The organism is Nostoc sp. CmiVER01 (assembly GCF_034531135.2).
Taxonomy (GTDB): domain Bacteria; phylum Cyanobacteriota; class Cyanobacteriia; order Cyanobacteriales; family Nostocaceae; genus Nostoc.
Map to the genome: position 1 here is coordinate 195,802 of NZ_JAVRBU020000014.1, position 15,015 is coordinate 210,816.

Below are 15,015 nucleotides of genomic sequence, written 5' to 3' on the forward strand. Positions count from 1 at the left end.
AAGATAGTGATATTTACCTGAGTGCATTTGTTGACGATGACCATTTCTAAGATTGTCTAAGTTCAGGAATTGTTCCGATCTAGATGGCAAGTAGCTGCATAGATGATTTGAAGTTACCTATGTTTATACTTACAGTAATTTGCTGGAGAAGATATTAGCTCGGCGTATTTTCATCAAGGATTCACAATTTGGGGTAGGCGTAGCCCGTCATAGACATCGCTCTTGGTTGCTAGCATCATTGATTTTGGCTAGTTCTGGCAAAATATAATCTAAGCTCTGGTTGATTTTTTACTATAAAAACTCTAAATATGCAAGATTAAAGTTTAGCAAACACAGGTATTTGATTGAGTGAATCTTTCGGCGTTAGCGATCGCCTGAATGTCTAGATGACGTAAAAAGTCGAGCGATAGCGAGTCAAAGAAGAGGAAAAGGGGCAGAGAGCAGGGAGCAAGGGGGAAACCCTATAAATTTATTTGCTTTGAAAACTTGGACTTATTAAATTGTCCCCTGCCTCTTCGGTCACTACCCCTTGGAAGGAGCATCAAAATCGGAGTGAGGCAAGTATATTCTTGTTTGAGCAGGCAAAAAACCGCGTTAAATTAATAGCACAAGCAATAGCAATATGCTGTAAATGTGTTTTTGCCAGTCCAAACCTAACTACACCTTGAAAAATATTACCCTCAACATTAGCTCGACGTGCGTAGTTTTACTCAAATGAAGTTTATTGTTGGTGACGACGTTCAACAAGTGCCGTATATTCGTCACGAGGTCGCAACTTGATCTTTCGAGGAGCGATTTTAGCAGAAGTACAATTAATACTTACTGCTTTAGTCGCACAATAACCGCACAATTATAGGTTGTCTTTTTATGCAGTTAGAAACACAAAAATTCTATTACACACCTGAAGAATATTTAGAAATTGAAGAAAAGGCAGAATATAAAAGTGAATATCGTGATGGAGAAATTGTACCGATGACGGGTGGTACTACAAATCATAATAAAATTGCTTTGAATTTAGCTGCATCCTTAAAAATTGCTTTAAGGCGTAAAAATTATGATGTTTATATTGGTGATGTGCGTTTGTGGATACCCCGTTATCGGCAGCATACTTATCCCGATGTGATGGTGATTGAGGGACAGCCTATTTATACGGGAACCAGCACAACAACGGTTATGAACCCGATGTTAATTGCTGAAGTTTTATCTAAATCGACTAAAAATTATGACCAAGGCGATAAGTTTCTTTATTATCGCTCTATTCCAGAATTCAAGGAATATATTTTAATTGACCAATATCAGTATCATGTAATGCAGTATGTAAAAACTGCGGAAAGTCAATGGTCATTTACTGAACTTGAACATGAATCCGCAATTTTATCACTGCAAACAGTTGATTTTCAAATTGAATTGCGCGACCTTTACGAACAAGTCAATTTTGCAGAAAATAACGAAGACTAAAATAATTCATAATTCGTAATTTGCCTACAAAAGTCTATCCAATCTTGACGGTTCCAAATGATAATGCGGTTTATTTGCTACCAAAGTTATTCACTAAATTTGTGTTTCTTCCTCGGTAAAGATAGGAGGCCACAATTCAGTAACGGGCAATTCCCAACCGGGAAAAAGCTCTGGTATCGTTAAAATATCACCATTCTCTAAAACTGTAGGTTTGCCTGTAGAGCGATAAATTGTAACTGTCTCTTCATCAGGATCAATCAAAATCCCGACAACTGCTCCTAGTTCTATAAATTTCAGAATTTTGGCTGCTATAAGCTTAATTTTATCGCTCTGAGATTTAATTTCTACCACCAAGTCAGGGACAAGTTCTCCAAAGTAACGAGGACTTTGGAGAAGTCGGGAAGCGCGAACAAAGGAAACATCGGGTGCTTTGAGGTTTGTATCTGGCATAATGAAACCGCCAGCAGAATCAAATACTCTTCCCCAGCGCCGAGGATTTATCCAAGCAAAGAGGAAAGCAATGAGACGACTACTGATTTCGCTGGATACAATATCTGACGGGCCTATGATTGAAATTTTCCCATTTTCCAGTTCCAACTGGTAATCTAAACCTGCTTCGGTAAAAGCTGTTTGAACTTGCTCTAAATCTCTGACTGTCATCATTGACATAAAAAGCTTTTTCCACTATGAGGTGCAACTCGATTTTAACAAGAGACAAATTTCCGAAGATTTGACACGGTGTGCGAATTTCTCTCAAACTTAAGCCACTCTATTTTCCCAAATAAGCTTCTAGAACTTTGGGATTAGTTTGAATTTCTGCGGGTGTACCGTCAGCTAAATTCTGTCCTTCAGCAAGTACCCAAACACGATCGCACAATGACATAATTACATCCATATTGTGTTCGATAATCAAAAAAGTCATCCCATCTTGACGGTTCCAAGTGAGAATGCGATCGCAAATATCATCAATCAGTTTTGGATTCACACCAGCAGCTGGTTCATCCAACAAAATTAACTTAGGATTAGTCATCAGCGCCCGTCCCATTTCCAGCAGTTTGCGTTGTCCACCAGACAAGCCACCAGCATAATCGTGGGCTTTTTTTGCCAACCCTACTGATTCTAATAGAAACATTGCTTGTTCTTCGAGTTCCTTTTCTTCCTTAGCTACGATGTGCGGCTGCAATTGAACTTGCCAGAAATTTTCACCAGTTTGTTTTTGCGCCGCCAGCAGCATATTTTCTAACACCGACAACCGAGAGAGAGTCCGTGCAACCTGAAAAGTGCGGATTACTCCCTGCTGGGCGATTTGATATGGTTGCAAGTTGTGAATCGGTTCGCCGTCAAAAATCACTCGTCCCTTATCTGGGCGAATGAAGTTTGAAAGTAAGTTAAATAAAGTGGTTTTACCAGCACCATTAGGGCCAATTAAGCCCGTAATGCTGCCTTTAGCAACTTCGATTTTTGCTTCGTTAACTGCTTTGACACCACCAAAGCTTTTAGAAAGGCCAGTGGCTACCAAAAGGGGAAGTGGCGATGGCTGGTTATTTACCAAGAGTAAGTTCCTCCTTTTTCCCTAGAATACCTTGAGGTCGCCAAATCATCAGTATCATCAAAATTAGTCCGATTACCATGATCCGAAATGCACCCAAACGGGCTTCATCAAGTGAGACTATTCTGGGTAAGACTTCCCGCGTCAGTGCATCGTAAGCAAAGAAAATTACCGCACCTAAGATTGTGCCAATATTATTTCCAGAACCACCTAAAATCACCATAATCCAAGTATCAAAGGTAATCTGCGGTTGGAAATTATCAGGGTAAATGGCGGCCAGTTGCCAAGCGAAGAATGCACCAGCGATACCTGCGATCGCACCTCCTAACATGAGAGATTGTAATTTATACCAAAAGACATTTTTTCCCAGTGCCTTGGGAATTTCTTCATCTTCTCGGATGGCTTTGAGAATTCTACCCCAAGGCGATCGCACCAAAATTTCTAAGCGCCAGTATACAAACGCCAAAACCAACAGCAACACCAGCATTAAACCTGCTTTTGGGTTGTAATTATACAATCCGATTACCCCAGAAATATAAATTGCTGCTGCCAAAACTGCTAAAACAATTCCCACACCCAAACGTGACGCAAATTCTTGTTTGCTAGTTGTCCTTTTGCCTAAATCAGTAGTCCGAGATATTTGGGTGGTGCGAATCCATCGCCACAATGTAAAGAAAGTTACAGCAGCCAACAGTGTCAAAAGCCCAATCATCACTAATCTGACAAACAAATTCGGCTCTGTGGATAGGGGTATAGGATAACTTTGCACACCAAACGCCCCAGAAGTCCAGGTGTCACCCACAGGTAATTCCTGGTTATTTACTATCAAACGAATTAATTCTCCCGTACCAATAGTGACAATTCCTAGATAATCTTCCCGTAAACGTAAAGTTACAAAACCAATTATCAAACCCAACAAGGCAGCGACAATTGCCCCAGCTAGTGCCGAGATTGGTAGGGGTACGCCCTTTAAACTTAACAATACAGTTGTATATGCTCCAAGGGTCATGAAAGCAATATGACCAAAGTTAATTAACCCCGTAAAGCCCCACTGTAAATTAAGTCCTAGTGCGAATAGAGCAAAAAGTGCTGAAGAAATTGCTAAGAAAATGAGATAGTCAACCATGTTTTGGAATGGGGAATGGGGAATGGGGAATGGGGAATGGGGAATGGGGAATGGGGAATGGGGAATGGGGAATGGGGAAGTAGTTACTTTTGCTTGTCCCCCCTGCTCCCTGCTCCCTGCCCCTCTGCCCTCTTCTCCAGGCGAATAAATTTTAGCGTAGCTTGAGCGTAGCTAATTTTATGGGAATACTATTTATTGTTGGTGTTTGCTGGTAGGGAGTAGTTGACGTATGAATTTGCTGCGACTGAGAATGCATCATTTAATCGAGCAGTTAGCCGATGAGGATTTGCAAAACATTTGGGATGTTCTCGAAGCTTTACATTGTGACTTTTATATGCTTAAAGCGATACAACAAGTCAAGCGATCGCAGCAACCGTGGGATATCTTAACCCATGAAGAAGCGGTAAGACTGTTGATGTTTTTCTGATTCAGCAGCGCTTTCAACTCAGCACTCTTTTGGTGGCCCCCCTCAAGTTTTGGTTAAGGTAACGCCTAGTGACTCTGGAAATGCGCTATGCAAGGTCTTTTTTGCTAGACCTGAAGAATTTAGAACCTGCCGCCTACGAGCGGGTGTATGATTTTGTGTTTACTGAGTTAGCCCAAAAGTGGCAGTTGAGCGATTTAAAAGAACTACGACAGCTTGATAGTGAAGGCATTTTTCACCGCTTTACCCTCGATAATTACTTGATTGGTATAGAAATCAGGGGTGAAATTGTGAAATTTCTGCGTGTCATCCCTATGCCAGATGTTTAAAGTGAAGAGTCAAGGGAGCACTTAAAACTGTAAACTGTATAAGGCTAGGCAGGGATCGCTATAACCTTACATTAAACTGGTTTTGAAAAACACTTTATTTGAGATTTCCCTATGGATGCTAGGGCACTTTGGCAACGATACCAAAACTGGTTATATTTCCACGAGGGATTGGGACTGTACTTAGATGTGAGTCGAATACGGTTCGATGATGCCTTTGTGGATTCGTTGCAGCCGAAGTTTGACAAGGCGTTTGCGGATATGGCTCAACTGGAGAAGGGTGCGATCGCAAATCCTGACGAGAATCGCATGGTTGGACACTACTGGCTGCGAAATCCTGATTTAGCGCCAACTCCAGAACTTACACAAGAAATTGTCCAAACTCTAGAACAAATTGAAGCTTTTGCGGAAAAAGTTCAAACAGGTGCTATTCATCCTCCCAGAGCAAGCCGCTTCACGGATATTATCTCCATTGGCATTGGTGGTTCCGCCCTCGGCCCCCAATTCGTCGCGGAAGCCCTCGCTCCTGATTTCCCGCCCCTGAAAATTCACTTTATCGATAATAACGATCCGGCAGGTATTGATCGCGTTCTCAATCATTTACGAAATAGCCTCGCCAGCACTTTGGTTTTGGTAATCTCCAAATCTGGGGGAACACCGGAACCTCGTAACGGCATGATTGAGGTTAAAAAAGCCTACGCCGGACACAATTTGGAATTTGCTCAATATGCGGTAGCAATTACTAGCGTTGACAGCAACCTCGATAAACTGGCTAAAGACGAAGGTTGGCTAGCTAGATTCCCCATGTATGACTGGGTAGGAGGACGCACCTCAGAAATGTCTGCTGTGGGGCTAGTACCAGCCGCATTGCAGGGCATTGATGTTCGTGCCATGCTAGATGGCGCAAAAGAGATGGATGACGCTACCCGCGTCCCAGATGTGAAAAAGAACCCAGCAGCTTTACTTGCTTTGTCTTGGTACTTTGCTGGTAACGGAAAGGGCCAAAAAGATATGGTTGTCCTACCTTACAAGGACAGCTTATTTTTATTCAGTCGCTATTTGCAACAGCTGGTGATGGAATCCTTGGGCAAGGAAAAAGACTTAGATGGCAACGTTGTCCATCAAGGAATTGCTGTTTATGGCAACAAAGGCTCAACAGATCAACACGCTTATGTCCAGCAGTTGCGTGAGGGTGTAGCGAATTTCTTTGCTACCTTCATCGAAGTGTTGGAAGATCGTCAGGGGCCATCCACTGAAATAGATCCGGGAATTACATCAGGCGATTATCTTTCTGGTTTTCTTCAAGGAACCCGACAAGCGCTTTATGAAAATCACCGCGATTCCATTACAGTCACCATTCCCCAAGTTAATCCCCGAATTGTAGGGGCATTAATTGCTTTATATGAGCGTGCTGTTGGTTTATACGCTAGCTTAGTTAACGTCAATGCCTACCATCAACCAGGGGTAGAAGCTGGCAAAAAAGCAGCCGCCTCCATTCTCGATTTGCAAACACGAGTGGTAGCAGTGCTGCAAAAAGAAAAAGCTCCCATTTCTCTTGATGAACTTGCAGAGAAAGCAGGCGCATCAGAGCAAGTTGAGGCAATTTACAAGATTTTGCGTCATATCCATGCCAATCAGCGAGGTGTGGTTTTACAAGGTGATCTTCAGAAACCCGGCAGTTTAACCGTTTCTGCTAGCTGATAGCTCTAGTCTAAACATCACATTTTGTTCATTAATTGTTGTATCAGCAACAATTTTTTATTGTGAAGCATCCTAGATAGAAGATATATCTTCAGTCTAGGATGCTTCACTGTATAATTCGTAATTCGTAATTCGTAATTGAAGGACAGAGGAACTAATTGCTTGCCCTAACATAAAGTTAAGGCAGCATCAATTAAGTAGGATTAATACTATGGCTGAATCAACTGCAAAACAACCTGCACGTAGAGGCAGAATTTTTCCAGAGCGTACTTTACCACCAGAAGAACTTGCTAAACGCAAAGCTGAAGATGAATTATTTTATCAGCGTTGTCGAGCGGTTTTTGAGCGTGTGCGTCCCGATTTGATTAAGGAACACTATGGCTGGTATATTGCAGTGGAGCCAGATAGTGGTGATTACTTGATTGATGCGGATAAAATGCAAGCTCATAAAAAATCCCTTGAAAAATATCCAAATAGTAGACATTGTGTATTCTGCCTAAATGAAACAGGAACAACTGGCAGAATATGATTCAGGGGAACTTTGGAGATAATGGGCAACTATTTTTTGAAATTGATTTGATTACATCTGATGGATTAGATTTGCCTGTAGATGCTATGTTGGATACTGGTTTTACAGGCTTTCTCGCTATTAATAAACAAGATTTAGAGGGTCTAGATTGGTTTTATATCGGTGAGGAATCTTTACGAACTGCTCAGGGAGAATCAAGATTTGATATTTATTTAGGCAAGGTGATATTAAACGAACAGGAGTATGAAATTAATGTTTATGTAGGCAATGAAATTACGGAAGTATTGTTAGGTTCAGAGTGGCTAAAAATTATGCCGTTGATGGTGAATTATCAGGCTGGTATATTAACTTTAGGATAACTGCGATGCCTACGGCTGGCTACGCCTACGCACTTCAGTTATTTTTAAACGAACCGCAAAAAACGCAAAGAGCGCAGAGGGAAGAAAAGAGATATATTTACTATCTTTAGTTAATAGGTAAATCCCGGAGAAAGTAAAAGCGATGCCTACGGCTGGCTACGCCTACGCTATTTAATTAATCTAACTTTAAATGTTGTTAAAATAAGCTTAAAGCTGTCAATAAACTAAAATATAAATCATGAATATCCAAATTAAACCTGAACTAGAGCAAATTATCCAAGCGCAAATTGCTACAGGTAGATATGCAAATCCTGAAGAAGTGATTAGTAAAGCATTGAAGTTGCTATTAGAGTGGGAAAAAGGTTATCAACAGTGGGTGGAAGAAACACGCGAAAAAGTTGAAGTTGCTATTGAGCAACTGGATAGAGGGGAAGGTATTGATGGAGAAGTTGTAGTTGAACAATTGCGAGATAAACTGCGTAAAGCTAGAGAATTACAAGAATGAAGCAACATATTATCTCTCCAAAAGCCAGCGAGGATTTATCAAAAATTATTGATTATTTTGTCAAGAGAAATATTGATGCTGGGGAGAATTTTGTTGATAAGTTTGATAAAAAGTGTAAATATTTAGCTAATTTCCCCAATATGGGACGCAGCTATGGAAATATTAAAACTGATTTGCGTGGTGTTCCTTTGGATAATTACATTATTCTTTATAGAATTATAAACAGTGGAATTGAAATTATCCGTGTAGTTAGTGGTTATCAAAATTTGGAATCTTTATTTGTAGAATCAGATGAGTAAGTTGATGTTTTAGTTAACTTCCAATTATCTATTGATAAATCACTCAGAAACTAAAAGTAGTGTCTACGGCTGGCTACGCCTACGCACTTCAGTTATTTTTAAACGAACCGCAAAGAACGCAAAGAGCGCGAAGGAGAGAAAAGAGATATATTATACTATATTAGTTAATAGGTAAATCGCGGAGAAAGTAAAAGCGATCGCTATTCCAATCACTGCCTTTTATTCGCCCTAAATAGCCTGTTAAAGGTGACGAAAGCTCAATCAGAATCTCGTGCATTTCTGCTGTTTTTATTGGCTGTGGTGGATGTGAGCCGAAATACGCACCATGTAAAGCTTCAACACCAGCAGATTTTATACCTGAGTTTTCTAAATAGTTTTTGACAAGCTGGATAATGTGCGATCGCAATTTAATCTCTCTCTCTGCTTTATCAATATATTCACCGATTTTATAGTCAATTTGCCCAGATTCTAGATATTGTTTTAATTCTACTAAGTTAATAGCACCTGGATATTTTGCTTTTAATTCAATTAGCCTTTGTAAAGTCATAGCATTAATAATACTTACTTTCCATTTTTGCGCGGCTTTTAGTATATCCGTAGATGGATTACCTGGGCCAATTACTAATTTTGCTGAATCCAGAAATTGATCAGCACCTAAATGCATTCCGCCTAGCTTAATTAATTCCTCAACTGTACCGCTAGGAATAAGTCTACCTGCTTTACACTCGCAAACAATAGGGTAAGGTTTTGAACAAAATAAATCTAAGCCTCCAGCGCCACCTTTGTAAGCATTTTCAACTTTGAACCCTAAAAACTCTAAACTTTGACGTGCGATGTTTTCAAAATCTGTACCAGCTTGGTAGTTGCTTTTTTTCTCCTCTAGCTCGATGCTACGATCGCCCAATGCTGCAATATCATTTATCCAAGCTAAATCTGGATCGGTTTGCTTAATTAGCTTGTCACTACTCCAACCCAAAAACACTTTGATATCATCGTCTAATTGTTTAGCTGCTGGTTGGCTAATGGTTAGGGATGCGATCGCACTCTGCAATTCTTCCAATTCATGATGTAGCGGGGGTTCTAGTTTTTCTAACTGGTGTTTGCGTTGGGCGAAGGTGCGATCGTTTAATACTGGTAAATCAATAGATACCTTTAACGGTTCAGGTAAACCTATAAACTGGCTTTGTGGATTCACAGGTATTTCAATTGGCTGAGATAACAAATAGACACGCAAATAAGCAAGAAAGATATGCTTCCTTTGCAGCAGAATCTCTTGTAATCCTTTTGTTGTCCAAATATTTAATTGTGACAAAGCTTTTAACGATTCTGAGTTATTTAAGATTTGGCACAGTTCACACTTACCCCAAGATTGAATCCAGACTGTTTCAGAACTTATTTGAGTAATAGCTTTCTGTGTACCCGTCAAGAAATTTGATTTGTAGTATTGTTCATTGGGTAACACATTAGTTGAGTTTTCAGACGGATAGAGAGCAAAGGAACGCCCCGGATGAATAAATGTCCGGGGTAGAGCTATAATTATTCGACCCTGTAGCAAACCTTCAACATCGGGAGAAGGTAGAGATAAGGCAGTATTGAGCAAAATTAGATTACTCATAAACCAAGTTTAATCATTAAATTATCAAGCATAGTGTCTAGCTCTCTCGTTACATTTTGATTTGGTATAGACTGAGTTTTAGCAAGACATTCTTCATTTATTAAGCCACTGGGAATTTGACCAGATGGATCGCTTAAAATTTCACGTATTAAGTAGTTATCAACTGCAATTTTGTGTTGAACTATAAACTGAGAAATTTCCTCTTCACTAACTTCATAATCTTTGCAAGCTTGCTGAACAAATAAAATTGCTAAAAGAGGCTTAATATCCTCAATACTAAGCTTTACAAATTCTCCTCCTAAATTTTTAGAAAGTAGTTCATCTAAATATTCTTTTCCTTTAGTATTAAGTTTCACATCTTTAGCACGAACTAAGCAGCCACGAGTCATATCAAATTTTTTATAATCTATTAATCTTCTCAAGGCAGCACTCACAAATTTATTGCTAGATTCTTGTACAACTGCTACTACTATTTTGATAACTCTTTCATCTTCCTTACCAATAATTCTAAAGTTGAGGTAGCCTTTGTCTACATTTTTGACTATAACTTCTTCAACTTCATCGATTTTTACTCTCTCTACAGTTTTGCCTTTCAGAGTTAATAAACAAAAACGTATAGCATCAGCTATGATATTACTGTCTTCAAAGTAATTTTCTATTGTATTATCAAGTGCTGCAAGTTCTTTATTAAAAGCTTTTTCAATTTTATGTAGTGGTTCTACTTGCACCAGTGGGACACCAGGCAAATTCCAATTATTTGCACACCACTGTAAAACCTTTCTAACTATTGGTTTTTCTTTACCAAGCGCTCGTAAATTGTTTTCATCGAAAGGATATAAAGGATGAGGTGGAGTTAAATTCTTTGTATCATAAAACTCCTTCAACCAGTGCGAAACAAGAGTTACTACATCATCACTATTAAGATGTCTTAAATCAAATTTCTTTTCACCAATTCTATCAATAGCTGAATCTGCTTGTGGTACAACTTTAACTTGTTGCGTCCAAGTTTCATCGAACATAGCTAGAATTAATACTCCACGTTTAATTCTGCTATATATATCTTTTGCAAACAGAGCGATAACCTGTGCTCTTGTAAAACCCTGCTCATTACAATTGAGGCTTTCTAACTCATCAAAACAAATGACTATTGTCCTGTAATCACCAATTAAGTCTAAAATTTGGCATACTGTTTGGAATGCTTCAGCTTCTTTATCGTCTTGATTAGTATTTGGTAATCCCATAGAGTCTGCTTGTGACTGCGCTAAGTCTCTGCCAGCAAGCCAATTAGTTGCAAATGAAACTTTATCTAAAGAAAGCGTCCATAGGATAGCCTGAATCAAATAAGGATTTTCAATATTTGACTTAAGTTTCAGTACTTTAGCAGTCAAGGCATCAACTATTTTGGGATGTTGAGCTAAAACCCCAGGAAATCGCTTCATTAACTCTTGAGGAGTGTAGCTTGACTTATATACCTCATTGACTAAAGTAGTTGCGATCTCCTGCCATTGCATTACACTTTGATTACCAGTCTGTTTTAGACTAAATGACAATGTGTTTAGAAATTTAGAATGTATTTTGTTTAAGTCACCATAATCGACTTCGCTCATATAGACAAAAAAACTATCACCTTCATCCTGAATATGGTGGCGAATCCGACTCATTAAGTGGCTTTTACCTAGTCCTTTTTCTGCTTTGATAGTTATACCAATAACTGAACGTTTTCCTGTACTAATTTGCTCTATTGCCTGAAAAACAGCATCTGATGCATGAGCATTTATGGAAGGAACATCAGGAAAAGTTTTGTTCCATATATCATAATTTCTGACTACTAATGATCTATCAAATGGGTTATGGCTTGTAATAGCTTTGTTGATATCTGAATATGAAGATAAAGAATTACTCATGATTGTGTATTTCCTGAAAATAATGGCTAAGAAATCAAAGCGTAAAAAAATGAGTAACTTAGTTTAAAAATTGAGGCGTTTAGCATAACAGCGTAATCCACTGACTTTAGTAGTAATGGAATCTTCAATCTTGTCGGGGGCGCTATCTTCTATACTTCCACCCTGAAGTTGCAAAATGTCATTCTCCTGAACTTCTAGCAGCCATGTGTTAAAGTCTTCACGACTAACCCGATCGCCTATTTCTCTCCTGATACGATAAATTGGGACAAGATCATCTAGGTTGTAGTTTTGGTTAAGCTTGTCGTAGACTTCCAACGCCGCCGACTTAAACTCGTCGTAGGATGCGATTTCTTTGGAAAGCTCCGCTAACGCACTCTTCCCATTAACTGGTACATCTGCACCACTTACCGCAACATCAATCTGATTAATCCACCGCAACAACGCATTAGCAGCCCAAGTACCGACAATCGTCCCTTCAAACTTAAAATCAGAACTTCTCAAACCCTCACCCAATACCTCTAAACCTTTGCCAGATGTCAGAGAATATCCTTTTTTGGAGATTGCGATCGCACCTTGATTCTGCAATTCTTCAAATGAACCCTGATAATCTGCTACCTTCTGACTTTTGGATACAATTCGCTTAGTGAGTTGACCCTTCTTAACTTCCTGCTGCGTTCCTCCCAAATCCCACAAAGCCAAAAGTAGACGAGTTCTAGTTTGGGCTGTATTTTGTGATGTCATATTGAGTGTATTTATTTGGCAAAGATCATGATAGTAACTGTATCTTTCTAAATTATTTGTCCCGAAAACATAACCGAGAAATTGCTGAATATTTCCGCGTTTGGGCTAAATTGATTAATAAAAAATCAACAATATATTTCCTTCGGATGAATGCAGTTTCTCTCGAAGGCAGGATGGAATACTTGAGAAAATCGATCATCATAACAGTGAAACGCTGTAGCTGTGCAGTTGTAAATTTGAGTGGTATATGTTCTTTCAATTCCAGGTGAAATAACAGGAATTCCAACTTTGTATTTGCAACAGCAAGGCTTTTAGTAAATACAGGTGATGACGAAATCCGATGAACACAGTATATAAAGAACGTAAAATAGTTTCGCGTCTATTAGCAGTTGTGCTTTCCGCATTGCTGACCGTACCCTTGCTCAGTAGCTGCGGAGGCGGTTCCAAAAACGCTTCTGCGCCAGCACCAGTTGATGATACCGTTGGTAGAACAGTCAGCGATCGCCAAACCCAAGCTAAGAAGGGATTGGGTACAGGACAAAAAGTGGCACTTTTGGCAGGTGCGGCGGGACTTTATTACCTCTACAACCAACATAAGAATGCTTCACAAGAAGGAGCGCAAGGTAAGTACTATCTTTCCAAGAACGGGCGTGTATACTACCGCGATGCTGAACATCGCGCTCACTGGGTAACTCCACCATCACAAGGAATTCGAGTACCAGAATCTGAAGCCCAACAATATCGGCAATTCCAAGGATATAACGGGAGTACTTCAGGTCGCGATCTAACTGGCATAACTTCATCCGCAGCTCCAGCACTTTAGATAGCGAAGCGTGTGTAAATAAGAAAGCGGGTTTCCCGGAGGATAACGCCGATCGCGCACGTCGGAAACACGAACTTAAATCAGGAGACAGATTATGGTAGATGAATTTTTCCGAAAGGCGAAGGATCTCTTGTTGGGAAATAACGGCGATCAACCTGAAGATGCTGAATATCGCGATCGCAATGTCCGCCCAGCCAGCGAAGACCCCTACGGCGACCCCGCAGATATATCTTCCTACGGTGATGTACGTCCAGCCAGTGAAGACCCCTACGGTGACCCCGCAGATATATCCTCTTACGGCAACCTTACTCCAGCCAGCCAAGACCCCTATGGCGACCCCGGAGATATAGCGTCTTACGGTAATGTCCGTCCAGCCAGTGAAGACCCTTACGGCGACCCCGCAGACCAAGGGGAATTTGGTAACGTCCGTCCAGCCAGCGAAGATCCCTACGGCGATCCCGCAGATGACGATTACCGCCGTTAATGCGAAACTTAACCCCCTTAAAAAAGGGGTAACTGAGTCAAAGTCCCCCTTTTTTTAAGGGGGATTTAATTTAAGAGGATCTACTCAGCTAAAATTTCTTGCGATCGCTCAATACTTTTACGCACAGATTGGGCTGAAGTATGCAAACCCTCTCTTTCGCGATCGGTCAGATTTAATTCCAAAATACTTTCAATTCCACCGCATCCCAACCGACAGGGAACACCAATCACAACATCTTCTAAACCGTATTCACCTTGCAGATACGCCGCCACAGGCAATAACCGCGACTGATTTAGCAAAATCGATTCTACCATCACGCTAGTAGCCGATGCCGGAGCAAAAAAAGCACCTCCCGTCTGCATCAATTCCACAATTTCTGCGCCACCGTTGCGAGTTCTTTCTACCAAGCGTTCAATTGTGGCTGCATCCAGCAATTCCGTGATGGGAATGCCGTTAACGGTAGCATAACGAGACAAGGGAACCATTAAATCGCCGTGGCTACCCAATACCATTGCTTTGACATCAGCAGGTAAAACCCCAATTCTAGGGCAATAAAGGTTTCAAAACGGGCGGAATCTAACACGCCAGCCATACCCATAATGCGATCGCGTGGTAAACCAGTTGCTTGCCAAGCCAAATAAGTCATCACATCCAACGGATTAGTGACGACAATAAAAATAGCATTGGGAGAATGAGCGATCGAATTCTTTGCCGCTTCCACCACAATCTTGGCATTAGTCTTCAGCAAATCATCCCGACTCATCCCTGGTTTGCGGGGAAGTCCTGCCGTAATCACCACAATTTGAGAACCAGATGTATCAGCATAATTATTCGTGCCGATAATTTGGCGATTATGTATTTCAATTCCCCTGGCTTCCATCAAATCCAGCGCCAAACCTTGAGGCATTCCCGTAATAATATCTAGTAAAACTACATCAGCCAGGTTTTTCTCCGCAACGCGTTGGGCTAAAGTACTGCCAACCCTACCCGCACCCACGATGGTGACACGAGGTAAACTACATACAATTGGGGAGTTAGGCAAAGAAGACATAATTATTAAACTGCAATTTTATCAACCAGAATTCAGAATCTAGGAGTCAGAATTCAGTAAGAACTCTGTATGACTAGCAGAAAATAAACGGTGAAACATTACACCAAATCTATCTGCCAAA

At 40.4% G+C, this 15,015-nt stretch carries 16 protein-coding genes and 1 pseudogene; 10 read left to right on the forward strand and 7 right to left on the reverse strand.

Annotated features, from left to right (window positions below):
* Positions 1 to 867: 867 nt before the first annotated feature.
* Positions 868 to 1,458, forward strand: coding sequence for a Uma2 family endonuclease (locus tag RMZ43_RS24395; protein WP_322653205.1), 591 nt, complete (start codon positions 868 to 870; stop codon positions 1,456 to 1,458).
* Positions 1,459 to 1,551: 93 nt separating this feature from the next.
* Here the strand turns inward: RMZ43_RS24395 and RMZ43_RS24400 are convergent, their stop codons facing one another.
* The 3 genes from RMZ43_RS24400 to RMZ43_RS24410 form a co-directional block, all read right to left on the reverse strand.
* Positions 1,552 to 2,127 (reverse strand): Uma2 family endonuclease, encoded by a 576-nt coding sequence (locus RMZ43_RS24400; RefSeq protein WP_322653204.1) that lies wholly within the window; start codon positions 2,125 to 2,127, stop codon positions 1,552 to 1,554.
* A gap of 100 nt (positions 2,128 to 2,227) precedes the next feature.
* Positions 2,228 to 3,010 carry an ABC transporter ATP-binding protein gene (locus RMZ43_RS24405; protein ID WP_322653203.1) on the reverse strand — a complete coding sequence of 261 codons (783 nt, stop codon included), beginning with the start codon at positions 3,008 to 3,010 and terminating at the stop codon, positions 2,228 to 2,230.
* Positions 3,000 to 4,133 carry a branched-chain amino acid ABC transporter permease gene (locus RMZ43_RS24410; RefSeq protein ID WP_322653202.1) on the reverse strand — a complete coding sequence of 378 codons (1,134 nt, stop codon included), beginning with the start codon at positions 4,131 to 4,133 and terminating at the stop codon, positions 3,000 to 3,002. Before RMZ43_RS24410 ends, RMZ43_RS24405 begins: the two co-directional genes overlap by 11 nt.
* 229 nt (positions 4,134 to 4,362) lie before the next feature.
* Between RMZ43_RS24410 and RMZ43_RS24415 the strand changes: the two genes are divergently transcribed.
* The 7 genes from RMZ43_RS24415 (at position 4,363) to RMZ43_RS24445 (ending at position 8,276) form a co-directional block, all read left to right on the forward strand.
* Positions 4,363 to 4,560 carry a hypothetical protein gene (locus RMZ43_RS24415; RefSeq protein ID WP_109011273.1) on the forward strand — a complete coding sequence of 66 codons (198 nt, stop codon included), beginning with the start codon at positions 4,363 to 4,365 and terminating at the stop codon, positions 4,558 to 4,560.
* 68 nt (positions 4,561 to 4,628) lie between these two features.
* Positions 4,629 to 4,886 carry a cytotoxic translational repressor of toxin-antitoxin stability system gene (locus RMZ43_RS24420; RefSeq protein WP_109011274.1) on the forward strand — a complete coding sequence of 86 codons (258 nt, stop codon included), beginning with the start codon at positions 4,629 to 4,631 and terminating at the stop codon, positions 4,884 to 4,886.
* Positions 4,887 to 4,997: 111 nt separating this feature from the next.
* Complete coding sequence (locus RMZ43_RS24425) at positions 4,998 to 6,584, forward strand: glucose-6-phosphate isomerase (RefSeq protein WP_322653201.1); 1,587 nt, start codon at positions 4,998 to 5,000, stop codon at positions 6,582 to 6,584.
* A gap of 211 nt (positions 6,585 to 6,795) precedes the next feature.
* Positions 6,796 to 7,113 carry a hypothetical protein gene (locus tag RMZ43_RS24430; protein WP_322653200.1) on the forward strand — a complete coding sequence of 106 codons (318 nt, stop codon included), beginning with the start codon at positions 6,796 to 6,798 and terminating at the stop codon, positions 7,111 to 7,113.
* Complete coding sequence (locus RMZ43_RS24435; protein ID WP_322653199.1) at positions 7,110 to 7,472, forward strand: aspartyl protease; 363 nt, start codon at positions 7,110 to 7,112, stop codon at positions 7,470 to 7,472. Before RMZ43_RS24430 ends, RMZ43_RS24435 begins: the two co-directional genes overlap by 4 nt.
* A gap of 238 nt (positions 7,473 to 7,710) precedes the next feature.
* Positions 7,711 to 7,977, forward strand: a complete 267-nt coding sequence (locus RMZ43_RS24440; RefSeq protein WP_322653198.1) for a ribbon-helix-helix domain-containing protein — start codon at positions 7,711 to 7,713, stop codon at positions 7,975 to 7,977.
* Complete coding sequence (locus tag RMZ43_RS24445; protein WP_322653197.1) at positions 7,974 to 8,276, forward strand: type II toxin-antitoxin system RelE/ParE family toxin; 303 nt, start codon at positions 7,974 to 7,976, stop codon at positions 8,274 to 8,276. Before RMZ43_RS24440 ends, RMZ43_RS24445 begins: the two co-directional genes overlap by 4 nt.
* A gap of 160 nt (positions 8,277 to 8,436) precedes the next feature.
* Here the strand turns inward: RMZ43_RS24445 and RMZ43_RS24450 are convergent, their stop codons facing one another.
* The 3 genes from RMZ43_RS24450 to RMZ43_RS24460 form a co-directional block, all read right to left on the reverse strand.
* A complete protein-coding gene (locus tag RMZ43_RS24450; protein WP_322653196.1) occupies positions 8,437 to 9,891 on the reverse strand; it encodes a DUF1802 family protein in 1,455 nt (484 codons plus the stop codon).
* Positions 9,888 to 11,795 carry a P-loop NTPase fold protein gene (locus RMZ43_RS24455; protein WP_322653195.1) on the reverse strand — a complete coding sequence of 636 codons (1,908 nt, stop codon included), beginning with the start codon at positions 11,793 to 11,795 and terminating at the stop codon, positions 9,888 to 9,890. The genes RMZ43_RS24450 and RMZ43_RS24455 overlap by 4 nt, the downstream gene beginning before the upstream one ends.
* Before the next feature lie 63 nt (positions 11,796 to 11,858).
* Entirely contained in the window at positions 11,859 to 12,536 is a 678-nt protein-coding gene (locus RMZ43_RS24460) for a hypothetical protein (RefSeq protein ID WP_322653194.1), read from the reverse strand.
* Positions 12,537 to 12,876: 340 nt separating this feature from the next.
* Between RMZ43_RS24460 and RMZ43_RS24465 the strand changes: the two genes are divergently transcribed.
* Positions 12,877 to 13,359 (forward strand): hypothetical protein, encoded by a 483-nt coding sequence (locus RMZ43_RS24465; RefSeq protein ID WP_322653193.1) that lies wholly within the window; start codon positions 12,877 to 12,879, stop codon positions 13,357 to 13,359.
* A 94-nt stretch (positions 13,360 to 13,453) separates the two neighbouring features.
* Entirely contained in the window at positions 13,454 to 13,843 is a 390-nt protein-coding gene (locus tag RMZ43_RS24470; RefSeq protein ID WP_322653192.1) for a translation initiation factor, read from the forward strand.
* A gap of 80 nt (positions 13,844 to 13,923) precedes the next feature.
* Here RMZ43_RS24470 and mdh read toward each other — a convergent pair.
* Positions 13,924 to 14,894: pseudogene (gene mdh / locus RMZ43_RS24475) on the reverse strand (malate dehydrogenase).
* Positions 14,895 to 15,015: the final 121 nt, after the last annotated feature.